This window comes from uncultured Ralstonia sp., assembly GCA_913056305.1.
Classification (GTDB): domain Bacteria; phylum Pseudomonadota; class Gammaproteobacteria; order Burkholderiales; family Burkholderiaceae; genus Ralstonia.
In genome coordinates this window covers 117,956-143,732 of record CAJXMR010000001.1, presented here as the reverse complement: position 1 = coordinate 143,732, position 25,777 = coordinate 117,956, and the positions used below count along the sequence as shown (strand labels likewise).

At 66.2% G+C, this 25,777-nt stretch carries 28 protein-coding genes; 21 read left to right on the top strand and 7 right to left on the bottom strand.

The genetic code is table 11. From position 1 onward, the window contains the following. Positions 1-53 precede the first annotated feature (53 nt). Positions 54-596 carry a surface-adhesin E family protein gene (locus QZ609_RS00590; RefSeq protein WP_295489609.1) on the top strand — a complete coding sequence of 181 codons (543 nt, stop codon included), beginning with the start codon at positions 54-56 and terminating at the stop codon, positions 594-596. Between the two features lie 27 nt (positions 597-623). Here QZ609_RS00590 and QZ609_RS00585 read toward each other — a convergent pair whose 3' ends face one another. After that, a complete protein-coding gene (locus QZ609_RS00585) occupies positions 624-962 on the bottom strand; it encodes a hypothetical protein (protein ID WP_295489606.1) in 339 nt (112 codons plus the stop codon). A gap of 221 nt (positions 963-1,183) precedes the next feature. Between QZ609_RS00585 and aspT the strand changes: the two genes are divergently transcribed. Both aspT and QZ609_RS00575 read left to right on the top strand, forming a co-directional pair. Further along, complete coding sequence (gene aspT, locus QZ609_RS00580; protein ID WP_295489603.1) at positions 1,184-2,869, top strand: aspartate-alanine antiporter; 1,686 nt, start codon at positions 1,184-1,186, stop codon at positions 2,867-2,869. A gap of 61 nt (positions 2,870-2,930) precedes the next feature. Continuing rightward, entirely contained in the window at positions 2,931-4,559 is a 1,629-nt protein-coding gene (locus QZ609_RS00575; RefSeq protein ID WP_295489600.1) for a bifunctional aspartate transaminase/aspartate 4-decarboxylase, read from the top strand. A gap of 7 nt (positions 4,560-4,566) precedes the next feature. Here the strand turns inward: QZ609_RS00575 and QZ609_RS00570 are convergent, their stop codons facing one another. Further along, complete coding sequence (locus tag QZ609_RS00570; protein WP_295489597.1) at positions 4,567-5,592, bottom strand: alpha/beta fold hydrolase; 1,026 nt, start codon at positions 5,590-5,592, stop codon at positions 4,567-4,569. Between the two features lie 371 nt (positions 5,593-5,963). Here QZ609_RS00570 and QZ609_RS00565 point away from each other — a divergent pair, with 371 nt between their 5' ends. From QZ609_RS00565 to QZ609_RS00550, 4 genes are read left to right on the top strand one after another with little or no spacing between them, the layout of a single operon-like run. Further along, positions 5,964-7,205, top strand: coding sequence for a cytochrome-c peroxidase (locus QZ609_RS00565; RefSeq protein ID WP_295489594.1), 1,242 nt, complete (start codon positions 5,964-5,966; stop codon positions 7,203-7,205). Positions 7,206-7,236: 31 nt separating this feature from the next. Next, positions 7,237-8,613 carry a porin gene (locus tag QZ609_RS00560; RefSeq protein ID WP_295489592.1) on the top strand — a complete coding sequence of 459 codons (1,377 nt, stop codon included), beginning with the start codon at positions 7,237-7,239 and terminating at the stop codon, positions 8,611-8,613. Between the two features lie 31 nt (positions 8,614-8,644). Further along, positions 8,645-9,205, top strand: coding sequence for an FMN-binding protein (locus QZ609_RS00555; protein ID WP_295489590.1), 561 nt, complete (start codon positions 8,645-8,647; stop codon positions 9,203-9,205). 59 nt (positions 9,206-9,264) lie between these two features. Further along, positions 9,265-9,744 (top strand): hypothetical protein, encoded by a 480-nt coding sequence (locus tag QZ609_RS00550; protein WP_295489587.1) that lies wholly within the window; start codon positions 9,265-9,267, stop codon positions 9,742-9,744. 3 nt (positions 9,745-9,747) lie between these two features. Here the strand turns inward: QZ609_RS00550 and QZ609_RS00545 are convergent, their stop codons facing one another. Then, complete coding sequence (locus QZ609_RS00545) at positions 9,748-10,647, bottom strand: LysR family transcriptional regulator (RefSeq protein ID WP_295489584.1); 900 nt, start codon at positions 10,645-10,647, stop codon at positions 9,748-9,750. Positions 10,648-10,753: 106 nt separating this feature from the next. Between QZ609_RS00545 and QZ609_RS00540 the strand changes: the two genes are divergently transcribed. Next, positions 10,754-10,978 (top strand): DUF2798 domain-containing protein, encoded by a 225-nt coding sequence (locus QZ609_RS00540; protein WP_295489582.1) that lies wholly within the window; start codon positions 10,754-10,756, stop codon positions 10,976-10,978. Between the two features lie 29 nt (positions 10,979-11,007). Here the strand turns inward: QZ609_RS00540 and QZ609_RS00535 are convergent, their stop codons facing one another. Beyond that, positions 11,008-11,931, bottom strand: coding sequence for a LysR family transcriptional regulator (locus QZ609_RS00535; RefSeq protein WP_295489579.1), 924 nt, complete (start codon positions 11,929-11,931; stop codon positions 11,008-11,010). Between the two features lie 124 nt (positions 11,932-12,055). On the opposite strand from QZ609_RS00535, the gene QZ609_RS00530 reads away from it, so the two are divergent. Continuing rightward, a complete protein-coding gene (locus tag QZ609_RS00530; protein WP_295489576.1) occupies positions 12,056-12,910 on the top strand; it encodes an SDR family oxidoreductase in 855 nt (284 codons plus the stop codon). Positions 12,911-12,929: 19 nt separating this feature from the next. Here the strand turns inward: QZ609_RS00530 and QZ609_RS00525 are convergent, their stop codons facing one another. Further along, entirely contained in the window at positions 12,930-13,196 is a 267-nt protein-coding gene (locus tag QZ609_RS00525; RefSeq protein ID WP_295489573.1) for a hypothetical protein, read from the bottom strand. Positions 13,197-13,755: 559 nt separating this feature from the next. Here QZ609_RS00525 and QZ609_RS00520 point away from each other — a divergent pair. Continuing rightward, positions 13,756-14,223: a GNAT family N-acetyltransferase gene (locus QZ609_RS00520; protein WP_295489569.1), complete on the top strand. Its 468-nt coding sequence runs from the start codon at positions 13,756-13,758 to the stop codon at positions 14,221-14,223. A gap of 43 nt (positions 14,224-14,266) precedes the next feature. Here QZ609_RS00520 and QZ609_RS00515 read toward each other — a convergent pair whose 3' ends face one another. After that, positions 14,267-15,805: a methyl-accepting chemotaxis protein gene (locus QZ609_RS00515; RefSeq protein WP_295489566.1), complete on the bottom strand. Its 1,539-nt coding sequence runs from the start codon at positions 15,803-15,805 to the stop codon at positions 14,267-14,269. A gap of 256 nt (positions 15,806-16,061) precedes the next feature. On the opposite strand from QZ609_RS00515, the gene QZ609_RS00510 reads away from it, so the two are divergent. Further along, positions 16,062-16,538, top strand: coding sequence for a nuclear transport factor 2 family protein (locus QZ609_RS00510; RefSeq protein WP_295489563.1), 477 nt, complete (start codon positions 16,062-16,064; stop codon positions 16,536-16,538). Between the two features lie 33 nt (positions 16,539-16,571). Here the strand turns inward: QZ609_RS00510 and QZ609_RS00505 are convergent, their stop codons facing one another. Then, positions 16,572-16,994: an AraC family transcriptional regulator gene (locus tag QZ609_RS00505; protein ID WP_295489561.1), complete on the bottom strand. Its 423-nt coding sequence runs from the start codon at positions 16,992-16,994 to the stop codon at positions 16,572-16,574. Positions 16,995-17,087: 93 nt separating this feature from the next. Here QZ609_RS00505 and QZ609_RS00500 point away from each other — a divergent pair, with 93 nt between their 5' ends. The 10 genes from QZ609_RS00500 to QZ609_RS00455 all read left to right on the top strand — a co-directional run bounded on the left by QZ609_RS00500 (position 17,088) and on the right by QZ609_RS00455 (position 25,765). Then, on the top strand, positions 17,088-17,654 hold the full coding sequence (locus tag QZ609_RS00500; protein ID WP_295489558.1) for a TetR/AcrR family transcriptional regulator: 567 nt from the start codon (positions 17,088-17,090) through the stop codon (positions 17,652-17,654). A gap of 193 nt (positions 17,655-17,847) precedes the next feature. Beyond that, complete coding sequence (locus tag QZ609_RS00495; protein ID WP_295489557.1) at positions 17,848-18,150, top strand: recombinase-like helix-turn-helix domain-containing protein; 303 nt, start codon at positions 17,848-17,850, stop codon at positions 18,148-18,150. A gap of 68 nt (positions 18,151-18,218) precedes the next feature. Then, a complete protein-coding gene (locus tag QZ609_RS00490) occupies positions 18,219-19,286 on the top strand; it encodes an aromatic ring-hydroxylating dioxygenase subunit alpha (RefSeq protein WP_295489554.1) in 1,068 nt (355 codons plus the stop codon). After that, positions 19,279-20,052, top strand: coding sequence for an SDR family oxidoreductase (locus QZ609_RS00485; RefSeq protein ID WP_295489551.1), 774 nt, complete (start codon positions 19,279-19,281; stop codon positions 20,050-20,052). Before QZ609_RS00490 ends, QZ609_RS00485 begins: the two co-directional genes overlap by 8 nt. Before the next feature lie 34 nt (positions 20,053-20,086). Further along, the gene (locus QZ609_RS00480) at positions 20,087-20,623 is read left to right on the top strand and encodes a cupin domain-containing protein (protein WP_295489548.1); all 537 of its coding nucleotides are present in this window, start codon (positions 20,087-20,089) and stop codon (positions 20,621-20,623) included. Between the two features lie 4 nt (positions 20,624-20,627). Further along, positions 20,628-21,563 (top strand): alpha/beta hydrolase, encoded by a 936-nt coding sequence (locus tag QZ609_RS00475; RefSeq protein WP_295489545.1) that lies wholly within the window; start codon positions 20,628-20,630, stop codon positions 21,561-21,563. Positions 21,564-21,575: 12 nt separating this feature from the next. Next, complete coding sequence (locus tag QZ609_RS00470; RefSeq protein ID WP_295489542.1) at positions 21,576-22,403, top strand: IclR family transcriptional regulator; 828 nt, start codon at positions 21,576-21,578, stop codon at positions 22,401-22,403. 2 nt (positions 22,404-22,405) lie between these two features. Then, positions 22,406-23,209, top strand: coding sequence for an SDR family oxidoreductase (locus tag QZ609_RS00465; RefSeq protein WP_295489539.1), 804 nt, complete (start codon positions 22,406-22,408; stop codon positions 23,207-23,209). After that, the gene (locus tag QZ609_RS00460; RefSeq protein WP_295489535.1) at positions 23,202-24,929 is read left to right on the top strand and encodes a thiamine pyrophosphate-binding protein; all 1,728 of its coding nucleotides are present in this window, start codon (positions 23,202-23,204) and stop codon (positions 24,927-24,929) included. Before QZ609_RS00465 ends, QZ609_RS00460 begins: the two co-directional genes overlap by 8 nt. A 32-nt stretch (positions 24,930-24,961) precedes the next feature. Continuing rightward, entirely contained in the window at positions 24,962-25,765 is an 804-nt protein-coding gene (locus tag QZ609_RS00455; RefSeq protein ID WP_295489533.1) for an aspartate dehydrogenase, read from the top strand. Positions 25,766-25,777 lie beyond the last annotated feature (12 nt).

The window sequence follows — 25,777 nt, the reverse complement described above, 5'->3', positions numbered from 1 at the left end:
CGCCAGCACGGTAAAATCGCCTGCTTAAATTTGTAGCAAGGCGAGTCGATCACATGAAGACAGGAGGCTGGCGCCAACAAGGTGCCATCGCTGCCACGGTACTGGTGGCAGCGCAATGGATGGCGATGCCCGTGTTTGCGCAGGCGCCGCCGATGCAGGCAACCGCGCCCGCAATGGGCGAGGCATCTGCCAACGCCACCACGGCGCGCCCCGCCGAGCAAGGTGAGACCGATGCGCGCTGGCGCCGCTACGTTGGCGCCTCGGGCATCGTCTCGTACGTCGACCGGCAATCGGTCAAGCCGCAGCTCGAGGCGGGCGCATCCACCGTGCATTTCGCGCTGCTGCGCAACGTGCTGCCCGATTTCACCATCAAGACCCCCGACGGCGAACCGATCCGCTCGTCGGTCAAGCAGGTGGTGCTCGATTGCGCGCGCCGTTCCTACACGGTGATCACGCAGACGCTCTACCGTGCGCGCAACGCCAGCGGCAAGCCGCTGTACCAGATCCGGTATGGCGACAAAGCACAAAGCCGCGTACTGCACGAGGGCAGCGTGTTCGATTGGATTGCCGGGCGATTCTGCGTGGCGCCACGCTGATGCATTGGTGACGCCCGCACGGCGTCGCTAGACTTGCGCTTCTTCCTCTTCGCGGCCCCGTGCGTAGGGCTGTCGCTCATGCTCAAGCTCGGGGTACCGGCGCGATGCGAAGTCGATCGCGGCTTCGTACGACCCAAACTGGTTCGATTCTGCGGCCACGCCGTCATTGACCAGAATCGCATACCACTTCCCGTATAACGGTCCGTAGACCACGACCTTGCTTTTCATTGTCTTGTCCCTGAGCTTTTTTTGTTTGAAGCCGGGACAGGCGCGGTTGGCGCGAGTCCGGCTCGCAATATCAGGCCGTGCCAGATCGTGGCGCGGCCGTCGGGTGACCCGGCGGACGATGATTGCAGCGTGATGCATACACGTCAACGTTTGCGTTGGACGCAATGTTCTAAGACGAAATGTTGAAATAGTGCCTAGGCAATTAAATTTTGTGAAATTGACAGCGCGCTTGCGTGGCCCATAAGGTCCGCAGGCGCGTCGCTCACCACATCGGCGCATTCCGGCGCGTCGTCTGCTTGTCCGGTCAATCAGACATGTGCGCGTTGCTTCCAAGTTGCTTGCTTCGGAGATCGCCGCTGATGGATTTCATCCATGCCGTATTCAAGAGCGTGCCGGAGACGGCGCTCTTCCTGTCGCTCGCCATCGGCTATGCGGTCGGCAAGATCAACTTCGGCAAGTTCCAGATCGGTGGCGTGGGCGGCTCGCTCATCGCGGCGGTGCTGATCAGCCAGTTTGGCGTGCACATCGACTCGGGCGTGAAGAGCGTCATGTTCGCGCTCTTCATCTATGCGGTCGGCTACGAGAGCGGGCCGCAGTTCTTCAGCTCGCTCAACCGCAGCACGCTGCGCGAGATCGCCATGGCGGTGTTCCTGGCGGCCAGTGGCCTCGCCACCATCCTCATCTGCGGCAAGCTGTTCGGCTTCGATAAAGGGCTCACGGCGGGCATTGCGGCGGGTGGCATGACGCAGTCGGCGGTGATCGGCACGGCGGGCGATGCCCTGTCGCGCCTGGGTTTGCCGGCCGACGAGGTGGCGCGCCTGCAATCGAACGTGGCCATCGGCTATGCGGTGACGTACGTGTTCGGCAGCCTGGGCGCCATCATCATGTGCGTGAACATCCTGCCGCGCCTGATGGGCCGGGAGCTGCGCGACGACGCCAAGCGCGCCGAGCAGGAAATGGCCGGCGGCAAGCGCCCGCTGGAGCAGGGCGAGGTGGCGTCGCTGCCGGCGCTGGTCGGCCGCGTGTACGACGTGACGACCGGCGCGGGCAAGTCCGTGCAGGACGTGGAGACCGCACTGGACGACGGCATCACCATCGAGCGCATCCTGCGCAAGGGCAAGGAACTGAGCGTCGCGGAAGACCTGCAACTGCAGCGCGGCGACCGCGTGTTGCTGATCGGCCGCCGCGAGGCTGCGGCAAAGGCGTGGACCATGCTCGGCGACGAGTCGTCCGTGTCGAGCGACCTGGACCAGCCGCTGCAGGTGCGCGATGTCGTGTTCACGCGCAAGGGCGGCAACCGCAAGACGCTGGGCGAGCTGAAGGCGCAGGCCACGCGCGACATGAAGCACGGCGTTTACATCGCGCGCATCACGCGCATGGGCAAGGCCGTGCCGCTGCTGGACGGCACCATCCTGCTGCACGGTGATGTGGTGACGCTGCACGGAGCACCGTCCGATCTCAAGCGTGCCGCAAAGGAAGTCGGCTACGCGGTGCCGCCCGGCGATAAGACCGATTTCGTCTACCTCGGCCTGGGCGTGTTGATCGGTCTGCTGATCGGCATGATCGCCGTGAAGGTGGTCGGCATTCCGCTCACGCTGGGCAGTGGCGGCGGGGCGCTACTGTCGGGGCTGGTGTTCGGCTGGTTGCGCGGCAAGCATCCGACCTTCGGCCAGCTGCCGAACGCCGCCTCGCAGATCCTCAAGGACATGGGCCTGGCCGCCTTCGTCGCGTGCGTGGGCCTGGGCTCGGGCGCGCAGGCGTGGGCGACGCTGCAGAAGAGCGGCATGTCGATCTTCATTGCCGGCGTGATCGTCACCATGGTGCCGTTGATCTTGACCTACGCCTTCGGCCGTTACGTGCTCCGCTACGACAACGTTGCCGTGCTGGCCGGTGCACTGTCCGGCTCGCGTTCGGCCAACCCCGCGTTTGGCGGCGTGCTGGAGAAAGCCGAGAGCAGCGTGCCAACCATCCCCTTTGCCATCACCTACGCGCTGGCCAACGTGCTTCTGACCTTGCTCGGTCCGCTGGTGGTCGCCTTCGCCTGACGCCTTCAACGGCCTGCCGCGCGGCGGGCTGCCCTTCATGCTGTGCTCACGGGAATCCGCCATGACGACCAACCCGACGATGAAGTCCAAGGAACTCGAAGCCCTCGGCCAACTGAGCCCGTTCGAGCTGAAGGATGTGCTGATCCAGCTCGCCCAGAGCGACTCGCAGCGCATCATGCTCAATGCCGGTCGCGGCAATCCGAACTTCCTGGCGCTGGAGCCGCGCCACGGCTTCTTCCAGCTTGGCCTGTTCGCGCTGGAGGAGTCGGAGCGCTCGTTCTCGTACCTGGCCGAGAAGATCGGCGGCATCCCGAGCAAGGAAGGTTTCGAGGCGCGCTTCGAGAGTTTTGCGCGCCGCAATGCCGATGTGCCGGGCGTGAAGTTCCTGCACCACGCGGTGTCGTACGTGCGGGATCAGCTCGGCCTGTCGGCCGAAGACTTCCTGGCGGAAATGGTCAACGGCATCCTCGGCTGCAACTACCCGGTGCCGGACCGCATGCTGAAGATCACCGAGCAGATCGCCGCGCGCTATCTGAAGCAGGAGATGATCGGCAGCGCGCCCTTCGTCGGTCAGTTCGACCTGTTTGCGGTCGAGGGCGGCACGGCGGCGATGACGTATCTCTTCAACACGCTCAAGGAAAACTTCCTGCTGGGCGCCGGCGACAAGATCGCGCTGGGCATGCCGATCTTCACGCCGTACATCGAGATCCCGGAGCTGAACAGCTACCAGTTGGTCGAGGTCAAGCTCGATGCCGATCCGTTCCACGGCTGGCAATACAGCGATGCCGAGCTGGAGAAGCTGCTTGACCCGAGCGTCAAGGCGTTCTTCCTGGTCAACCCGAGCAACCCGCCGTCGGTCAAGATTTCCAGTGCAGGCCTGAAGAAGCTCAAGGCCATCGTCGATGCGCGGCACAAGGCCGGCAACGACCTGATCATCCTCACCGACGATGTGTACGGCACCTTTGCGGATGACTTCGTCTCGCTGTTTGCGGTGGCGCCGTACAACACCATCCTCGTGTATTCGTATTCCAAGTACTTTGGCGCGACGGGCTGGCGGCTGGGCACCATCGCCACGCACCAGAAGAACGTGCTGGACGACAAGCTGGCCGCGCTGCCCGAAGACAAGCGCCGGATCCTGCACCAGCGCTATGCGTCCATCACCACCAAGCCGGATCAGCTCAAGTTCATCGATCGTCTTGTCGCGGATAGCCGCACGGTAGCGCTGAATCACACGGCGGGGCTGTCCACGCCGCAGCAGGTGCAGATGGCGCTGTTCTCGCTGTACGCGCTGATGGATCAGCCGGATGCCTACAAGGCCGCCGTCAAACGCCTGGTGCGCGGGCGCAAGGCGGCGTTGTACCAGGCCATCGGCATCGAAGCCGACGCGGACGAGAACGACGTCGCCTACTACAACATCCTCGACGCCGAGGTCATCGGCAAGAAGACCTACGGCGACGCCTTCATCGACTGGTTCATGACCAAGACGAACCCGTCTGAGGTGCTGTTCCGGCTGGCGAAGGAGAGCGGGGTGGTGCTGCTGCCGGGGCGTGGCTTCGGCGCGCTGCATCCGTCGGTGCGGGTGTCGCTGGCGAACCTGAATGAGCCGGACTACGTGCGCATCGGCGCGACGCTGCAGCGCTTGCTGGAGGAATACCACCAGCGTTGGCTGCAGGAGACCGGCCAGGCTTGAGCGCGGGTCAGGCCAGGGCCGGTGCGGCCTCGGCTGGCACCGGCTGCAGCGTGCCGCTCACGCGGGCCCGCTTCAGCGCGGCGGGCTCGTCGCCGGATTCCACGTAGTCGGCAAAGCGGCGGATGCAATCCGCCACCCAGTCGGGCCGGCGCAACGGCAGCCAGTGCCCGGCATCCACCTCGTGTCGCCAGTAGTGCGGCACCCAGGCCTCCACCGCGCGCGTCACCGCGGGGCCGACATAGCGATCGCGCGTCGGCACGATCAGTTGCACCGGCGCATGGGGCGTGCGCGCCTGCGGATGCGCGAATCGCTCCCGCATGTTGGCGCGATACATCTGCAGGCCGTTGCAGGCGTCGCGCAGCAGCGTCGGGCGCGGGGCGATGCCACGGATGCCTTCCGTCTTGCGCAGCCACCACGGCCACGCGCGTGCCATCCACCGCCAGCCCAACTCCGGCACCAACGGCAGCTGGAAACCCCCCACGTACCACGATTGCAGCCGCTGTTGCCACACCCGGCGCCGCGCCGCCCAGGTGCCCTCGGCCAGTTGCGCCTGTACCCAGTGGCCGACGTGGTCCAGGCAGGGCCCCGAGATCGATGTGTAGGACGCGATGCAGCCGTGCAAGCGCTCGGTGGTCACCGCCTCCCAGCTATGGATCGAACCCCAGTCATGCCCGACCAAGTGGAAGCGCTCGCCCGGTAGCAGCGCTTGGGCAATGGCTGCCAGGTCCTCGGCGAAGTGTTCGATGCGATAGCCGGCAAGATCGGCCGGGGCATCGGACAGCCCCGCGCCGCGTACATCGAAGGTGACCACCCGACTATGGCGCACCAGCGCGTCGCGCACGCCGTCCCACACGCTGCTGTCGTCCGGATAACCGTGCACAAGCACGACCGCCGGACGCTGGCGGGCGACGGTGTGCTTGGGCTGGGCCACGCTGGCATGCAGGCGGATGCTGCCGGAGCGGACCACGTGCGTGGTCTGCAGGATGCCGGGCGGCAGGCGCTTGGGCGAAGCGGGTGAGGTGGGGGTGGGCATCGATCCATCTCCGGATGATCGAATTGTGACATCGTTCGATGGCATGGTATGGGGTGCGCGGGGCGTTTGACAATGGTCATGTTGGCCTCCTGCATCGCTTCACAATTCCCGTGATTTCTCCTGATAGTTCCCTTAGAATGCGAACGCGAATTGTTCCTATTACTATTATTTGGTGCGCTTTGGCGCACGTTTGCGACGCCGGCAACAGGGAAATGCAAGAAAAAGAACAGGGAGAACGCGGCGCGTTGATGCGTCGTGTGATGCGGGCGACATGGCTCGCCGCAGTTGCGATGGCTGTGACGGCGTGCGGTGGCGGCGGAGACAGCAGTTCTTCGAGCATCGCCACTACCGCGGGGAGCGCCCTGTCGCCGATGGCGCAGGTTGGCAAGGCGATCTTCTTCGACCAGACGCTGTCGGCCTCGGGCAAGCAGTCGTGCGCGTCGTGCCATGAGCCGTCGCGCGGGTTTACCGATCCGAACGGGCTGGCGGTGTCGATCGGCGGGCCGAACTCCGACCTGCCGGGCCTGCGCAACGCGCCGTCGCTCAACTACGCGTCGTATACGCCGACCTTCCAGACCGACAACACGGGCAAGACCTCCGGCGGCTTCTTCCGCGATGGCCGCTCGCCGTCGCTGATGGATCAGGCGCAGCAGCCGTTCACCAACCCGTTCGAGATGGCCAATGCCTCGGCGGATGATGTGCTCAAGACGCTGCTGACGCGCCCATACCTCGACCAGTTCACCGCGGTCTTCACCAAGGCCGGCATCCAGGACAGTACGACCGCGATGCAGAGCATCGGCCGGGCGCTGGCCGCCTATCAGTCCGAAGACCCGAGCTTCCACACCTTCGACAGCAAGTACGACGCTTATATCGCCGGCAAGGCGACGCTGACCGCTGCCGAGCTGCGCGGCCTGCTGCTGTTCAACAACCCGACCAAGGGCAACTGCAACGCCTGCCATCTCTCGACGGCCAAGGGCGGCACGCCGGCGCTGTTCACCGACTTCACCAACGACAACGTCGGCATCCCCCGCAACTGGAGCATCGCGGCCAACCAGGAAGGCACCACGCTGCCGTACGTGCCCAAGAACGGCATCGCGCTGGGCGATCCGAACTACAGCTACTACGACCTGGGCCTGTGCGGTCCGCTGCGGACGGATTTCCGCGTGGGTGGCTCGACCTGCGGCCGCTTCAAGGTGCCGACGCTGCGCAATATCGCGCTGACCGGCCCGTACTTCCACAACGGCGTGTTCCAGACGCTGGACCAGGTGGTGGCGTGGTACGTCACGCGCGATACCGATCCGGGCCGCTGGTACGTCAAGGCCGACGGCACGCCCGACGTGCCGTACAACGACCTGCCGGTCGCCTTCGACGGCAATGTCAACGTGGCGGAGGTGCCGTACAACCCGGCCGCCGCGCCGTCGCTGACGAACCAGGAGATGAGCGACGTCGTGCACTTCCTGTGCACGCTCACCGATGGGTTCGACCCGGCCAATCCGTCCGCCTACAACGTGCCTGCGCAGTGTCAGTCCACGGCTGCCAGCGTTGGGGCCGCACGCATCCAATCCGTCTCGGTATCTGGAGCCACAGGCGCCAAGACGAGCACCTCCAAATAAACCATTCAAGACACCAAGGGAGCGTCACAGCATGAAACGAACCGCCTTGTCGGCCGCCGCCGCCATCGCACTGATGGGGGCCGGCGCAGCGAATGCCGCCACGACCTCGCAACTGGAGCAGAAGCTCGATGCCATGGCCGCGCAGATCGACGCGCTCAAGGCCGAGCTGAAGGAAGTGAAGGCACAGAACGCCTCGCTCGCCACGCAGCAGCAGACGCAGGCCAAGGCTCAGGCGCAGCAGGGTGCCGACCTGCAGACCGTGCAGCAGACGGTGCAGACCGCGCAGCTCGCATCGTCCAAGCCGTCGCCGCTTGATAACCTCACCCTGTGGGGCTACGGCGAAGCCAACTACAGCCGCCCGACTCGCGCCTCCGAAAAAACCAAGGCCGACCTCGCGCGCGCCGTGTTTGGCATCGGCTATCGCTTTGACGACAAGACGCGCTTCAACTCGGAGTTCGAGATCGAGCACGGCGTCACCTCGTCGTCCGACGTGGGGGAATTCGAGGTCGAGCAGTTCTATATCGACCACAAGCTGACCGACAAGGTGGGCCTGAACGCGGGCCTGTTCCTGATCCCGACGGGCTTCATGAACCGCAACCACGAGCCGACCAACTACTACGGCGTGCATCGCAACTTTGTCGAGACGCTGATCATCCCGAGCACGTGGCGCGAGGGCGGCCTGTCGCTGTACGGCGATACCGATATCGGGCTGAACTGGAACGTGGGCCTGACCACCGGCCTGGACCTGGCCAAGTGGAACTTCAACCCGGAGAACCCGCTGTTCAGCTCCGCGCTGGAGATGCAGAACAACGCCATCGCTCCGATGCAGACGTCGCACCAGGAGCTGGGGCTGGCCAACGCCAAGAACCTGTCGCAGTACGTGGCGCTCAACTACACCGGCATCTCGGGCCTGACGCTGGGCGGCTCGGTCTTCACCGGCAAGAGCAGCCGTGCGAGCACCGAAGCTGCGCTGCCGGATCAGCGCGCCACGCTGTATGAGGCACACGCGCGCTGGACGCCGGGCAAGTGGGATCTGTCTGCCTTGTATGCACGCGGCACGTTCAGCAACACCGCCGCCGCCAACCAGCTGAACCCCGGCGCGGCCAACCCGATGCCGGCGGCGTTCTACGGCTGGTTCATGCAAGCGGCCTACAACGTGTGGCAGAAGGGCGATTACCGCCTGGCGCCGTTCGTGCGCTATGAGCGCTACAACATGGGGGCGAAGTACGAAGGCCTGGCGCCGGGCTTCACGTCGCCGGCCGGCTGGCCGTCGATGTCCGACACGGTCTACACCATCGGCGCGAACTTCTACCTGAACCCGAACGTGGTGTTCAAGATCGACTACCAGCGCTTCACGCAGAACCGCGATTTCTCGCGCGTGGATCTGGGCCTGGGCGTGTCGTTCTAAACTGCGTAGCGTTTGAAGGAGAGGAGGCGCCATGCGTTATCAACCGGTTCCCATCGTCCTGGTCTGTGCCGCCGCGGTTGGCGCGCCGGGGCTGGTCGTCACCAAGGCCTTTGCCGCGGACTACCTGAGCGTCGAGCAGGCCCAGAAGGCGATCTTTGCCGATGCGACCAGCTTCGAGCCGGTAGCGCTGGCGCTCTCCGCCGACCAGCTCAAGCAGCTGGCCGACCGCGCCGGCGGCCCGGCCCGCCCAGGCACGTGGCGTGTGTGGCGTGCCGTGCAAGGCGACAAGCCGCTCGGCTACGTCATCACCGACGCGGTGATCGGCAAGTTCGAGCTGATCAGCTACGCGGTTGGCCTCAACCCGGCCGGCGATATCGTCGATGTGGAGATCCTCTCCTACCGCGAGAGCCACGGCTACGAGGTGCGCAACAAGCCGTGGCGCGCGCAGTTCACGGGCAAATCGGCCAAGGCGCCGCTGCGCATCGGCGAGGACATCAACAACATCAGCGGCGCGACGCTGTCGTGCACGCACCTGACCGACGGCATCCGGCGCATCGCGGTGATGGCGCAGCTGGCGCTGGTGAAGGGCTGACGTCGCGGTGCGGGCCATCGGTATACTCGCGCGGTTAACTTGCTGACCTGTCCGCTGTCATGTCGTCTGCTCCCCGGTTTGCCCATCACGTGCGCGAAAGCGCCTTCCGCCTGACGCCGCGTCGCCGCTGGATGGTGTACGGCGGGTTTGCCGTGCTGCTGCTGACGGGGCTGGTCTGGCTGGCGGTGCATTTCATCGACGACGGCAGCGAAGGCGGCATGGCTGCGCTGGCGTGGAGCATGAAGTTGCACGCCGCCGCCGCCATGGCGAGCCTGTTCCTGTTCGGCATGCTGTGGGGCCCGCACATCCGCAATGCGTGGGTGCGGCGGCGCAATCGCGCGGCGGGGGCGGTGTTCGGCGCGTTGACGCTGACGCTGGTGGTGACGGGCTACGCGCTGTACTACGTCAACGGCGAGCTGCCGCGCCAGTGCGCGGAAGTCCTGCACTGGATTGCCGGAGTGATGGTGTGCGTGGCCCTGTGGGTGCACATCATCGTCGGCCGCAAGCGGCGCAAGGCCGCGGCGGCGTTTCAGATGTAAGGCTCAGTCGAGTTCGCCCTGCAGCAACGGCGTTGCGGCCGTGAATGCGGCGAGGTGTTCCAGCAGCGTGCGCACCTTGCGCGGCATCTGCTGCTGCGGCCACACGGCATAGATCGGCCGCTGCGGGTTGCGCCAGTCGGCCAGCACGCGCACCAGCCGGCCCGCCCTAATGGCTTCGTGGCAGAGCGTGTGCGGGCAATAGAGCAGGCCGAGTCCGGCTTCCGCCAGGGTCACGGCCAGTTCGATGTCGTTCAGGCCGCAGCGGCCGGACGGGGTGAGCTCGACCGTCTCGGCGCCATCCAGCGAAGTGAAGCGCCACGTAGACAGCGGCTTCGACACCAGCAGCGCGTGCGACTCCAGCTCGCTTGGATGCGTCGGCGCACCGTGCATAGCCACATACGCCGGCGCCGCCACCAGCGCCATCCCGATCATCCCCAGCCGGCGCTGCCGCAGCTTCGGATCGTCCTGCTGGCCGACGCGGATGGCGAGGTCTGCGCCATGTCGCCACACGTCTTCATTCTGGTTGCTCAAAGACAGTTCTAGCCGGATCTCCGGCCATGCCGTCAGGAAGCTCGCCCATGCCGGCGCCAGGATCCCGCGCGACAGGTTCAGCGGCGCCAGCACGCGCAACGTCCCTTTGACCTGGTTGAGATCGTCGTCGAGCGTGGCGGTGGTCTGCGCGAGCGCAGTCAGCAGCGGGCGGCATTGCTCGTAATAGAGCAGGCCCTCGGGCGTTGGCTTGAGGCTGCGCGCGCTGCGCAGCAGCAGCTGACAGCCGAGGGTGGTCTCCAGCTTCTGCAGCCGGCGCGTGAGCGTGGCCGGCGGCAGGCCGGCATGGCGCGCGGCCGCCTGCAGGCTGCCGTGATCCACGATCGACACGAACAAGGCCAGGTCATCCAGCATGATTCCGAGTTTGGAATTTAAGTTTGTGAAAACGTATATGGTTTCATAAATCGACGTTGACTAGCATAGCGTCATTCCCAATCGCTGTGTTGCCAGGAGCACTACCATGTCGACGCCCACTCGCCTTCGCATTACCTTCGCGCTGCTGATGTCCGGTCTGATGTCGCTGTTGATGACGGGCTGGATCGGCTGGATCAACGCCGGTTTCGCGGCGGATTTCTTTGCCCGTTGGGCGCACGCCTTCGTGCTGGCCTGGCCGGCGGCGTTCAGCATCGTGCTGGCGACCGGCCCGACCGTGCAGCGCTTCAGCCAGCGGCTGGTGACGGGTTGATTGCCCCGGCCCCTCGGTGCCGCGTGCAGTCAGCCCAGCGCTTCGATGCGCTTGAGCCACGCACTCTGCTCGAATGCGTCGGTCAGGTAGTCGATGAAGGCGCGCACCTTGGGCGGCGTGAGGCGGTAGTGCGCGTAGTAGATGTAAATGGTGCCGCCCGTGGCCGGATAGCCAGGCAGCACCTGCACGAGCCGCCCATCGTCGAGATAGGGCAGCACGTGGTGCGCACCCAGCCGCGCGAGCCCCATCCCCGCGACCGCCGCCTCGCAGATCGCATCCAGATCGGTCAGCACCAGCCGCCCGTCGACCGGCACGGTGACGGTGTCGCCGCCCACGTTGAATTCCCAATCGCGCAGCCGCCCCGTGGTGGCCGAGCGCAGGCGGATGCAATCGTGGTGGGCCAGGTCGGCCAGCGTGGCCGGGGTGCCGTGCGCGGCCAGATAGGCGGGCGAGGCCACCGTCAGCGGCCGGATCGGCGCCAGGCGGCGCGCCACCACATTGGCATCGGCCTCGATGCCGGCGCCGATGGCCGCATCGAACCCTTCTTCGACCAGATTGACCTGACGGTTCTCGAAGCTCCAGTCGAGCCGGATGGCCGGATAGCGCGCGAGAAACGCGGGCATGAGCGGCAGCACGTACTGGCGGCCGAAGCCGGGCGCGACGCTCACGCGCAGGGTGCCGGCGGGCTGGGTGTCACGCTCGGTCAGCGTGGCCATGGCCTGGGCCAGCGCGCGGGCGGCAGTGGCGGTTTCCGCGTAGAGGCGCTCGCCGGCTTCGGTTGGCGCCAGGCTGCGGGTGGTGCGCTGGAACAGGCGGGCGCCCAGCTCGCGCTCCAGCTTTGCCACGTGCTTGCTCACGGCGGCGGGTGTCAGGCCCAGGCGGCCCGCGGCGGCCGAGAAGCTGCCGGCTTCCACCGTTTTCAGAAAGCTCTCCAGGCTGCGCAGGTCGTCCACGGCAATTCGATCCAATTCGTTGAAATTGATTCGAATGATTATGGACTAATCGGCGTCAATCGAGCGGGCTACGATGGTGTGCATCGACCCCGTGTGGGTCACACCTATTGCAACGGAGCACAGCATGCCCAACCCCATCCTCGTCACCGGCGCCACCGGCAACATCGGCCGCGAACTCGTGAAGCAGCTCAAGGCGGCCGGTGCGCACGTGATCGCCGGCTCGCCCAGCGGCGAGAGCGTTGCGCGCCTCGTCGAAACCCGGCATGTCGACTTTGTCGATCCAGCCAGCCTGAAGCGCGCATTCCAGGGCATCGACACGCTGTTCCTGCTGTTCCCGCTGCAGGCCAACATGGTGGAGCTCGCGCGCAACGCCGTGGCCGCTGCCAAGGCCGCCGGCGTGAAGCACATCGTGCGCTCGTCCGGCGCCGGCGCCGATGCATCGAGCCCGGTCGCCATCGCCCGTGTGCAGGGGGAGATCGATCAACTGGTCATCGACTCGGGCATCGCCTACACGCTGCTGCGGCCGAACAGCTTCATGCAGAACTTCCTGAACTTCTATGCGGGCATGATCCGCGGCGGCGCGTTGTATCTGCCGCAGGGGCAGGGGAAGGTATCGTTTGTCGACACGCGCGACATCGCTGCCGTTGCAGCGGCGGTCCTGCAGCAGCCGGCCGACCACGCCGGCAAGGTCTACACGCTCACCGGCGGCGAAGCCCTCTCCAACGCGGATGTGGCGGCCTGCATCGGCGCGGCGCTGGGGCGCACGATCAGCTACGTGCCGGTATCGGACGAGGCGGCCATCACGTCGATGCGCCAAGCCGGCATGACTGCCTGGTCCATCGAGACGCTGATGAGCCTGAACCGCATCATCGCGGCCGGCTACACGGCCGAGGTCAGCCCCGACGTGCAGCGTGTGCTGGGGCGCGCGCCGATTCGCTTCGATCGTTTTGTAGCCGACAACCTGGCGGCCTGGCGCTGACCTGCATCAACGGGCACCGCTACATGTGGACATCGCTGTGCCCGGAGGCATCGAAGTCCGGAAACTCGTCGTCGAGGATCTCGTAGACGGCCCCGGCCTTGCCGGACAGCTCAATGGGCACGCGGCCCTGCAGGTGCTCGTCGGAACGCAGCCATTTGTAGGCGAGCTGCACGTCTTCGAGGCTGGGATCGAGGTCGAGAATCCGCGCGAGCACTTCCGCCTCGAACGGGCCGATGATCGCGCGGATCTCGCGTGCACTGGGGTGGCTTCGGGATGCGGTTTTCATGATGGTGGTCTCCCGTGGCAGAGCAAGCGGCCTGCTGGAACACGCATCGAACATGCCCAAGCGATGTCGGCAAATCGGGCAATGGGCAACGGCGCAAAAGAAAAGCCCGCCAGGCGGCGGGCTTAGAAGGTTGACAGCAGGAAAGACCGATCAACTCGGTTGAACAGGCTTGCGGGATACGGATTCCCCAATCGCAGCACCGCAAGCCTTACCGCGTATCGCAGCGGGAACACGGCAAACATCGGACCAGACGCGCGGCGCGGATTCCCCAATACACGCCAATCGCCTGTCCTTGCCGCGTCTGACTGCAGAAACGCGTCGACTACCTGACACCCGACCGATCCCATCCTGTCGCTGTTGCGGCGCACCGGCTGCAGATCGTCGCCAAGCAGTGGTTGCACTGTATTGCGCCGAGGCTTTCGTCAAACTTTCGCAGACGTGCCAAGAGCGTAGGTACTTTCCCGCCTTGGGGTTTGTCCGGCGCGGGAGATGTGCCGTGCAGGGCGCGCAAAGGCATGGGGTGCCACAATGCAGACCCGCTCAACGCACATCACGCCACATGACCGCAGCCACCGATCTGCTGATCCGTCCCGTACAACCGGACGATTTCGCGCAATGGAAGCCGCTCTGGGACGGCTACAACGCCTTCTACGGCCGGCACGGCGACACCGCGCTGCCCGATACCGTCACGCAGACCACGTGGCAGCGCTTCTTCGACGACCATGAGCCCATCTACGCCATCGTTGCCGAGCGTGATGGCCTGCTGCTCGGCATCGTGCACTTCCTGTTCCATCGGAGCACGACGCAGGTGCAGATGACCTGCTACCTGCAGGACCTCTTTACGGCCGAAGCCGCGCGCGGGCAGGGCGTGGGACGTGCGCTGATCGAAGCCGTCTATCTCCGGGCGGCCGAAGCCGGCTTGCCGCGCGTCTACTGGCACACGCACGAGACCAACGCGACCGCCATGAAGCTCTACGACACCGTGGCGGAAAAATCGGGCTTCGTGGTCTACCGCAAGTTTCTCTAGGCCAGGACGCCCGGGGCGGGTGAGGGCTGTGTGAGGGCGGCGGTTACCTCGCCACGCGGAATACGCTCACCGCGCGCGTCAGCTCCTGCGCCTGTTCTTCCAACGACTCGGCGGCAGCGGCTGCCTGCTCGACCAGCGCCGCATTCTGCTGCGTCACCTGGTCCATCTGCGTGACGGCCTGGTTGACCTGCTCGATGCCGCTGCTCTGTTCAGCCGAGGCGGCGCTGATCTCGTCCATGATCTGCGTGACGCGTGCGATGGCTCCGACGATGCGTTCCATCGTCGCGCCGGCTTCACCCACGAGCGTGGAGCCGGTCGCCACACGGTCCGCCGATTCGCTGATCAGCGACTTGATCTCCTTGGCCGCTGCGGCCGAGCGTTGCGCGAGCGTGCGCACCTCGCCCGCCACCACGGCAAAGCCGCGCCCTTGCTCACCCGCGCGCGCGGCCTCCACGGCGGCGTTGAGCGCGAGGATGTTGGTCTGGAACGCGATCCCTTCGATCACGCCGATGATGTCGACGATCTTGCGGCTGCTGTCGCTGATCGCGCCCATGGTGGAGACCACGCGCGCCACCACCTCGCCGCCCTGGCTGGCGGTGGTCGATGCGTCGCCGGCCAGGGTGCTGGCGTGGCGGGCGTTGTCGGCGTTCTGGCGCACGATGCCGGTGAGTTGCTCCATGCTCGACGCGGTTTCTTCCAATGAGGAGGCTTGCTCTTCCGTGCGCTGCGACAAATCCGCATTGCCCGCCGCAATCTGCCGCGAGGCCACGTTGATCTGCTCGATGCCGGTCTGGATGCGTGCGACGGTGCCGGTCAAGGTGCCTTGCATCGTATGCATGGCATGCAGCAGGCTCGAGCGGTCATCGGCGCGCAGTGCCACCGGCACCGACAGGTCACCCGCTGCAATCTGCGTGCAGACGGCGGCGGCATAACCGGGCTCGCCGCCCAGGCTGCGCTTGATGTTGCGGATCAGCGCCAGCATCAGCACCGTCAGCAGCAGGCCGATGACCAGCACGATGGCCGTGCCCTCGAGCGTGTGCTCGCGCAGTACCACGTCGATGTCGTCGATGTAGGCACCGGTGTAGACGTGCCAGTCCCAGTCGGGCAGGTATTGCGCGTAGGTGAGCTTGGGCACCGGGGTTTCCGAACCCGGGCGCGGGAATTCATATTGGACGAAGCCGGTGCCGACCCCGATGATGCGTTTGACCGCCAGCACGCCCTTGGGGTCGTTCAGCGTGTCGACGTGCTGGTTCTCGGACGTGGCCTTGACCGGCAGCAGGCGGATGATCAGCCCCGAATCGATCACGCCGATATAGCCGTTCTTGCCGAAGCGGATGGGGCGCAGCGCCTCCAGCGCGGCGCGCTTGGCGTCGTCCACCGGCATGGCTTGCTTGGCGGCACGGTCCTGGTACGACTTGATGACGGCAGTGGCGCTTTCGATCTGGTGCTGCAGGTCCAGGCGCTTCTCGTTCATCATGGTCGCGCGGTTGGCCAGCAGGCCGATCGCCAGCAGCACGATCAGGCTCGCCCACAGCAGCGCAAGCGTGGCGTACAGCTTGGCGTTCAAGGTCAGTCGTTTCATGTTGTCGTTGTGGTCTGGTGCGTGTCTCCGTCGCGTTCCGGCCAGCATGAACCCGGCCGCCCCCTGCGTGCGACAGCAAGACATACGGCAACCAGTTGCATATCTGAAGGGGCTTCCCCCGAAAGAGGGATGCGGTGCCCAATCGTGCGTTCTGGCAAAGCGCCGTGCGAACGCGATATCGGCATGTGGGGTGGATCGGCAGACTGTGTTTGAGCCGCCATGTCGGCGGGCCAACCCAGATGCACAGGAGTGTTCGATGTCTGCCAACGAAATCCGTCCGCCGGTTCCGCCGTTTACGCTGGAGTCCGCCACCCAGAAAGTCCGCTTGGCCGAAGATGGCTGGAACAGCCGCAACCCCGAGAAGGTCGCACTGGCCTACACGCCCGACAGCCAATGGCGCAACCGCGCGGAGTTCGTCACCGGCCGCGAGCAGATCGTCGGCTTTCTCACGCGCAAGTGGCAGAAGGAGCTGGACTACCGCCTGATCAAGGAGCTGTGGGCCTTCGGCGGCAACCGCATTGGCGTGCGCTTTGCCTACGAGTGGCACGACGATTCCGGCAACTGGTACCGCTCGTACGGCAACGAGAACTGGGAATTCGATGCGCACGGCGTGATGCAGCGTCGCTATGCGTGCATCAACGACGCGCCGATCAAGGAAGCCGAGCGCAAGTTCTTCTGGGCATTGGGCCGCCGCCCGGATGACCACCCCGGTCTGTCGGACCTGGGTTTGTGATGGCGTGATGCCCGGTCATTGGCCGGGCTTTTTTCATGCGCCGTGCAGCCGGTCGAGCGCGTGGTGCCGCCAGTTTGACGGGCTGTCGCCAACCAACCGCTTGAACACCGTTGAGAAATGCGCCTGGCTCTGGAAGCCGACCTCCAGCGCGATGTCGACCACGGTGGCCTCCACCCGCATCAGCAAGAGCTTGGCGCGCTCCACGCGCCGGTGAAGAAGGTAGTCGTGCGGACGCACGCCGGTGGCCGCACGGAACTGCGCCGCGAAATGCATGCGCGTCAGGCCGGCCGCGCGCGCCACGTCTTCCAGCCGCACCGGGCCGCCGAGGTTCGCTTCGATATAGGCCGTCGCCAGCTTCAGGCGCCACAGCGGCAATGGCGACAGCGCCGGCCGTGCGCGCGGCGGCTGCACGGCGGACCGGCAATTGACAGAGATGGCGGATACAGCGGTGGTCACGTGGATAGCATGAGACAAGTCTGTCTACATGATTGAGTAGACAGGTCTGTCTGTCAAGACCATACTGCGACCATCCCTCGCAAAGGCATCGACATGGCCAAGGCAGCCGAACCTCTCTCCGCCCGCGAACGCATCATGGAAACGGCCGAGCGCCTGTTCCTGCAGGAAGGCTTTCGTGCCACCGGCATTGACCGGATCATTGCCGAGTCGGGCGTGGCGAAGATGTCGCTGTACCGGCATTTCCCATCCAAGAGCGACTTGATAGCCGCCTTTCTGGAGGCGCGGCACGAAAGCTGGATGGCGTGGTTCCGGGATGAGACCGAAGCGCGCCTCGCCAAGCGCGCCGATCTGGACGTGCTGGCCGACGTGCTGGCGGCGTGGTTCCAGACCGAGACCTACCGCGGCTGCGCGTTCATCAACCTAGTGGCCGAATCCGGCACCGAAACCGGCGACGCACAACTGGTGGAAAAAGCCGTGGCGCACAAGGCCGACCTCGGCGCGTATCTTGCCGAGCTGGCGCGCCGTCTAGGCTACGCACGCCCAAAGGCCATCGCCGAAGAGGCGTTGCTGTGCGTGGAGGGGATGATCGTGCGCTACCAGATGACCGGCGACCGTGCTGTCATCGATGCCGGCCGGCGCCTGCTGGCCCGGTTGAAGTAAGCGCGGCGCCAAGACCGGCACCGGGCGCGCCATCCGGCCGATTGGCCGGTGTCAGGCGCCAGAATTTTCCGAGCGAATAGGGGTAATCCCGCATCTTCGTTTTCGAGGACGCGGTCTATAGTTACACCTGTGTTCCAGATATTAACAGACGTTTCATAGGTAAAACAAGCGAAACGTGATGGAGTCGACAGAAATGCAGCCGCAATTCAACCCCGAACTCGCTCCGTGGGAGCAGGCTTCCCCCAACAACGTCGCCGGCAAGGGCCGCATCGAGCGCCCCGGCCACGTCGGCAACATCGTGTGGCAGACCCGTGCCACCGAGCCGAGCGCGTACGAGAACCAACTGGCCGATGGGCTGGAAGCGGCGTTCTCGGGTGGGGCGCAGACGCCGGCGGACATCGTCGTCGTGCTCAACGCACGCGGCCTGCGCACGCAGGCGGGCGAGGCCTGGACCGAAGACGCCTTCCTGGCCGAGATGCGCCGCTTGGGCGCCTGATCCACAACCGATTCGACGCCGCGCCGCCCGCAGAGGCGGCCACGCAACCCCATCAAGTGAGGCAAGCAATGGAAGGCAACAAGGAAGCGCAGAAGGACGCGCGCATCAACACCGGTCTGCGCAACTACTGGTATCCGGTGGCCGCATCGTGGAGCGTGAAGAACGCGCCGGTGGGCATCACCCGCCTGAGCCAGAACATCGTGCTGTGGCGCGATGCCGATGGCCAGGTGCAGGCGCTGGAAGATCGCTGCCCGCACCGTGGCGCGCGCCTGTCGATGGGCTGGAACCTGGGCGACCGCGTGGCCTGCTGGTACCACGGCGTGGAGGTGGGCGGCGACGGCCAGGTCAAGAGCGTGCCGGCAGTCGACAGCTGCCCGATGGAAGGCAAGACCTGCGTGCGCAGCTACCCGGTGCAGGAACACGCCGGCGCCATCTTCCTGTGGTTCGGCGACAAGGCGCCGTCGTCGTTTGAAGACGCGGTCGGCACGCTGCGCCTGCCCGAGCAACTGACCGGCGACGAGCACAGCCACTTCCTCTGCGTCGCCCACTGGGACGTCAACTACCGCTACGCCATCGACAACGTGATGGACCCGATGCACGGCGCCTACCTGCACGCCGTGTCGCACTCCATGGCCAGCGGCGAGAAGAAGGCCGTGATGGAAGTGGTCGAGACCGAGACCGGCATCATGTTCCAGAAGACCGGCCAGCGCGGCGTGAACTTCGATTGGGTCGAGTTTGGCGAGACCGGCACGATGTGGCTGCGCCTGTCGATTCCGTACCAGCCGAAGGTCGGCCCGGGCGGCCCGTTCACCATCATCGGCATGGCCACGCCGGTGGATGAGGAGCACTGTATGGTGTTCTTCTGGCGCACGCGCCAGGTGCAGGGCTGGGAGCGCGACGTGTGGCGCTTCCTGTACCGCAACCGCCTGGAAGGCCTGCACTGGGATGTGCTGGAGCAGGACCGCGTGGTGCTCGAATCGATGGCGCCGCAGGCGCGCGAACACGAGACGCTGTACCAGCACGACATTGGCATCACGCGCATCCGCCGCGTGCTGTCGCGCCGCGCCGCCGCCGAACTGGCCGACGAGCCGGTCGCCATGCTCAAGCCGGTTGCCACGGAAGCCCACCATGCCTGAGCACAAGCAAGCCGCCGGACTGCTGGCCGGCCGCACGGTGCTCGTGACGGGCGCCGCGCGCGGGCTGGGGCTGGCCTTCGCCAAGTCCATCGCCGAGGCCGGCGGCGCCGTCGCCCTGGCCGACATCCTGGGCGAGCGCGTACAGGAAGAAGCCGCAACGCTGCGTGCGGCCGGCTTCAACGCGCACGGCTTTGCGGTGGATCTGGGCGATCCGGCTTCCATCCTGAGCTGCGCCGCTGCTGCAACCGAAGCGCTGGGCGGCCTGGACGGCCTCGTCAACAACGCGGCCATCACCAATTCGGGTGGGCGCGATGCATCGTCCATCGACATCGACACCTGGGACCGCGTGATGAGCGTCAACGTGCGCGGCACCTGGCTGATGACGACGGCCTGCCTGCCGGCGCTCAAGGCGTCAGGCCGTGGCGCCATCGTCAACCTGGCGTCCGACACGCCGCTGTGGGGCGCGCCCAACCTGCTGGCCTATGTGGCGAGCAAGAGCGCCATCCTCGGCATGACCAAGTCATTGGCGCGCGAGTGCGGCGCGGACGGCATCACCGTCAACGCCGTCGCCCCGGGCCTGACGCTGGTGGAGGCCACCGAATACGTGCCGGCGCACCGGCACGCGCTGTACCGCGACCAGCGCGCCATCTCGCGCGACCCGGTGCCCGATGACGTGTGCGGCGCCGTGCTGTTCGCGCTGTCCGATCTTTCCCGGTTCGTGACGGGCCAGACCCTGGCCGTCAACGGCGGTTTTGTCATGCAGTAACGCAGTAACGCACCAACACCCTACGAGGCAATCGATGAGCGATCTCTCCGAACAACAGCAAGTGCAGCGCACCTGGGACCGTCCCGAGGGCGCGTCGTTTGAAGACTGGATGAACGGCCGTGTGGCGCGCTTCTCCACCCGTCGCTACGACTGGGACGCCCTCAAGTTCCAGGCCGACTACGACCCGAAATACCGCCGCGCGCAGATGCGCTACCTCGGCACGGGTGGCACGGGTGTGGCGGCTGATACCAACACGGTGCCGTCGGAGCACTTCACGTTCTCGACCATGATCATCCCGGCCGGCCACGAAGGCCCGTCGCACATCCACACCGATGTGGAAGAGGTGTTCTTCGTCATGCGCGGCAAGATCAAGCTGATCCTGGAGAAGGACGGCGAGCGCTTTGAGACCATCCTGACCGACCGTGACCTCGTCTCGGTGCCGCCCGGCGTGTACCGCGAAGAGATCAACATCGGCGAGGAAGACGCGCTGATGTGCGTGATGCTCGGCGCGAAGAAGCCGATCACGCCGACGTATCCGCCCGAGCATCCGCTCAGCCAGATCAAGCGTTGATGCCATGAGTGCGCAGGCTGTCATGTCTTCCCACGTCTTCCGCGTTGCCGACGCCCTGGCGGTGCTCGGTGCGGCGTTTGCCGAACGCACGATCGCGATCAACGCGCAAGGCGATCGCATCGGCTATCGGCAGTGGGGTGAGCGCGGGCCGCTGGTGGTGCTGTTGCACGGCATCAGCTCCAGCGCCGCGTCATGGCTGCCGTGCGCGCGCGTGCTGTCGCAAACCATGCGCGTGCTGGCGTGGGATGCGCCGGGCTATGGCAATTCGACGCCGCTTGAACAGGCCGAGCCGCGCGCGGCTGACTACGCACTGCGCTTGCGTGCGTGGCTGTCGGCACTGCAGGTGAAGCCGGACGTGATCGTCGGGCATTCGCTGGGTGCGTTGATGGCGTCGGCGTATGTGGCCGAAGCGCCGGCCGCGATGCAGCCGAACAGCCTGCTGCTCCTGAACCCGGCGCAAGGCTATGGCCAGCCGGGGCAGGAGGAGAAGTCGCGCACCGTGCAGGCACAACGCCTGGCGACGCTCGACAAGCTTGGCATCGACGGCATGGCGGAGTCGCGCCATGCGCATCTGCTGCGCCCCGATGCCTCGGACGAAGAACGCGCCTGGGTGCGCTGGAACATGGCACGCCTGAACGCCAGCGGCTATCGCCAGGCGGTGGCGATGCTCAGCGGCGACGACATCGGCGCCTACCTGCGCAAGCGCCCGGCATCGACGCCGGCGCGCGTGGCCTGTGGCGATGTCGACGGCATCACGCCGCCGGCTGGTTGCGAAGCGCTGGCTGGGACATTCGGCTTGCCGTTCACGCTGGTGCCGGCAGCCGGGCACGCGTCCTATATCGACGCGCCCGAAGCCGTTGCAGGCTGGATCGAACAAGCCGTACAGCAGTACCGGACGGAGGGCCAGCAAGAGCCGTCCGCCGCCTCTCTCAATCCTTGAACGCCAAGACGTATGAGCAACGACCTCATCCCCGAAGACGCGCAGGAAAAGTACATCGTGCCGGGTCTCGAACGCGGCCTGCGCCTGCTGTGCGAGTTCAGCCACAAAGACCGCGTGCTGTCCGCGCCGGAACTCGCGCGTCGGCTGAAGGTGCCGCGCTCGACGGTGTTCCGCCTGCTGACCACGCTGGAAGTGATGGGCTTCATCGAGCGTGTGGACGGCGGCCGTGACTTCCGCCTTGGCATGGCCGTGCTGCGCCTGGGCTTCGAATATCTCGCCTCGCTGGAGCTGACCGAGCTGGGCCGCCCGCTGCTCGACCGCCTGCGCGACGACATCCATTACCCGTGCAACCTCGTCGTGCGCGATGGCCGTTCAATCGTCTACGTGGCGAAATCGGTGGCGCCGACGCCGTTCACCAGCTCCGTCAATGTCGGCACGCGCCTGCCCGCGCATGCCACGGTGCTGGGCCGCGTGCTGCTGGCCGATCTGTCGCTGGCCGAGCTGCGTCACCTGTATCCCGAGCCGCAACTGGAGTCGTTCTCGAAGAACACGCCGCGCACGGTGGAAGAGCTGTTCGAGATGGTCCAGCGTGACCGCGAACAGGGCTACGTGCTGGAAGAGGGCTTCTTCGAAGCCAATATCTCCACCATCGCCTCCCCGGTGCTGGACCGTGCGGGCAAGGTCGTGGCCGCACTCGGCACGACGGTCCCGTCGCCGCGCATCGAACCCTCGCAACTGGATTCGATGATTGACAAGGTGCGCGCCGCCGCCGGTGAGCTGTCGTACCTGCTCGACTACCGCCCGGTCAGCGGCAAGGTCGTCAACCTGTTCCGGGAATGACCATGCCGATGATCGACCTGACCGGCAAGGCGGCCGTGGTGACGGGGGGCTCCTCCGGCATTGGTCTCGCGACCGTCGAGCTGCTGCTGGAAGCCGGCGCCGCTGTGGCGCTGTGCGGCCGCAATGCGGAGCGCCTCGCCGCCGCTGAGCAAGGACTGCGCAGCCGCTTCCCTGGCGCCAAGCTGTTCGCCGCCACCTGCGACGTGCTCGACGCCGCGCAGATGGCCGCGTTTGCCGACGCGGTGGCGCAGGCGCTCGGCCCCATCGACATGCTGGTCAACAACGCCGGCCAGGGCCGCGTCTCGACCTTCGCCGATACCGAAGATGCCGCGTGGACGGAAGAGCTGCACCTGAAGTTCTTCTCCGTGATCCACCCGACGCGGGCCTTCCTGCCGCAACTGGAGCGGTCAGGGCAGGGCGCCATCGTCTGCGTGAATTCGTTGCTGGCGCAGCAGCCTGAGCCGCATATGGTGGCCACTTCGGCCGCGCGGGCCGGTGTGCTGAACCTCGTGCGCTCGATGGCGACCGAATTCGCGCCCAAGGGCGTGCGCGTGAACGGCATCCTGATCGGCCTGGTCGAGTCCGGCCAATGGCGCCGCCGCTTCGATGCGCGCCCGGAGGCTGATCGCCATCTGGACTGGGCCGCGTGGACGCGCCGCCTTGCTGTGCAGAAACATATTCCCCTCGGCCGCCTGGGCCTGCCTGAAGAGGCGGCCCGCGCCATTCTGTTCCTTGCCTCGCCGTTGTCTTCGTACACCACGGGCAGCCATCTCGATATCTCCGGAGGACACTCCCGTCATGCTTAATAGACAACAACAGGAACAACAACTGGTCACGGTCGGCGCCGCGATTGCCGCCTTCCTGGAAGCCTGCGAGGTGAAGGCCGCGTTCGGCGTCATCTCGATCCACAACATGCCCATCCTCGATGCGATGGGCGAGCGCGGCAAGATCCGCTTCATCATGGCGCGCGGTGAAGCGGGCGGCACCAACATGGCCGACGCCTATGCCCGCACCACGGGCGGCCTGGGCGTGTGCCTGACCAGCACCGGCACGGCCGCCGGCAACGCTGCCGGCGCCATGGTCGAAGCGTTGACCGCCGGCACGCCGCTGCTGCACATCACCGGCCAGATCGAAACCCCGTACCTGGACCAGAGCCTGGCCTACATCCACGAAGCGCCGGACCAGCTCACCATGCTCAAGGCCGTGTCCAAGGCCGCCTTCCGTGTGCGCAGTGCGGACACCGCCATCAGCACCATGAAGCTGGCCGTGCAGACCGCGCTGACCGCCCCGTCCGGCCCGGTGAGCGTGGAGATCCCGATCGACATCCAGGCCGCGCTGATCCCAATGCCGGACGACCTGCGCCCGCTGCTGGTGCCGCAGCATGTGCCGTCGGCCCACGCGCTGGATGAGCTGGCCGAGCGCCTGTCGCGTGCGCGCCGTCCGATGCTGTGGCTGGGCGGTGGTGCCCGCCATGCCGCCAAGCAGGTCAAGCGCCTGATGGACCTGGGCTTTGGCGTGGTCACCAGCACGCAGGGCCGCGGCATCGTGGCCGAAGATGATCCGCGCTCGCTGGGCGCGTTCAACCTGCACAAGCCGGTCGAGGCGTTCTACCAGACCTGCGATGCGATGCTCGTGGTCGGCTCTCGCCTGCGCGGCAACGAAACGCTCAAGTACGAACTGAAGCTGCCGCGCCCGCTGTACCGCATTGATGCGGACGCCTCGTCGGAAGGCCGCTGCTACGCCAGCGACTACTTCGTCTGTGGCGATTCGGCCCTGGCGTTGGACGCGCTGGCCGATCGGCTGGAGAAGAAGATGCAGATCGACGCCACGTTCGCGGGCGACCTGCGTGCCGCACATGAGAAGGCGGTCGGATCGCTGGTCGATGGCCTAGGCCCGTATTCGCAACTGGTGGAAGCACTGCAAGCCGCCGTCGGCCGCGAGTTCAACTGGGTGCGCGACGTGACCGTGTCGAACAGCACCTGGGGCAACCGCCAACTGCGCATCTTCGATTCGCGCGCCGGCGTGCACGCGCTGGGTGGCGGCATCGGCCAGGGCCTGGCGATGGGCATCGGCGCGGCCATCGGCTCGGCCGCCACCGCCTCGGGCAAGACCACCTTCTGCCTGGCCGGTGACGGCGGCTTCATCCTCAACCTGGGTGAGCTGGCCACCGCCGTGCAGGAGCGCGCCAACCTCGTCATCGTGCTGATGAACGACAAGGGCTACGGCGTCATCAAGAACATCCAGGACGCGCAATACGGCGGCCGCCGCCATTACGTCGAGCTGCACACGCCGGACTACGCCGCGCTGTCGCAGTCGCTGCAGCTGCGCCATCGTCGCGTGTCGGACCTGGGCGACGTCGGTAATGCGCTGAACGAAGCCCTCGGCGGCGAAGGCCCGTTCCTGCTGGAGATCGACATGCTCTCCATCGGCAGTTTCAAGACCGCCTTCGCGGGCCCGCCGGTCAACCAGCAGGCCAAGGAAGGCCAGGGTGAGCGCGCGGCCGAACGCACCACGGTGGTGGCGTGAGCCTGCAACAGCATCGAACCAAGGAGCCGGACATGCTGCATGTATCGATGGTCGGGTGCGGAGCGATCGGGCAGGGCGTGCTGGAGCTGCTCAAGAGCGATCCGGACGTCTGCTTTGACGCGGTGATCGTGCCCGAGCACGCGATGGACAAGGCGCGCGAGGCGATTGCCCCGCTGGCACCGAATGCCCGCGTGACGACGCACCTGCCAGCAGATGCACGCCCCGACCTGCTGGTCGAATGCGCCGGGCATGACGCGCTGGAAGAGCACGTGTTGCCCGCGCTGGAACAGGGCATCGACTGCCTGGTGGTGTCCGTGGGCGCGCTGTCCGAACCCGGCGTGGCCGAGCGGCTGGAAGCGGCGGCCCGGCGCGGCAATGCGCAGGTGCAGTTGCTGTCGGGCGCTATCGGTGCCATCGATGCGCTGGCGGCAGCGCGCGTCGGCGGGCTGGAATCGGTCGTCTACACCGGCCGCAAGCCGCCGCGCGCCTGGAAGGACACGCCGGCCGATGGCCAGTTCGATCTCGATGCGCTGCGCGAGCCGACCGTGATCTTCGAGGGCAACGCCCGCGAGGCCGCGCGCCTGTTCCCGAAGAACGCCAACGTGGCGGCCACGCTGTCGCTGGCGGGCCTGGGGCTGGAGCACACGCACGTGAAGCTGCTGGCCGACCCGACCGTCGACGAGAACATCCACCACGTCGAGGCGCGCGGCGCCTTTGGCGGCTTCGAGCTGACCATGCGCGGCAAGCCGCTGGCGGCCAATCCCAAGACTTCCGCGCTGACGGTGTTCAGCGTGGTGCGTGCGCTGGGCAACCGCGCGCACGCCGTTTCGATTTGATGAGCGAGGCCA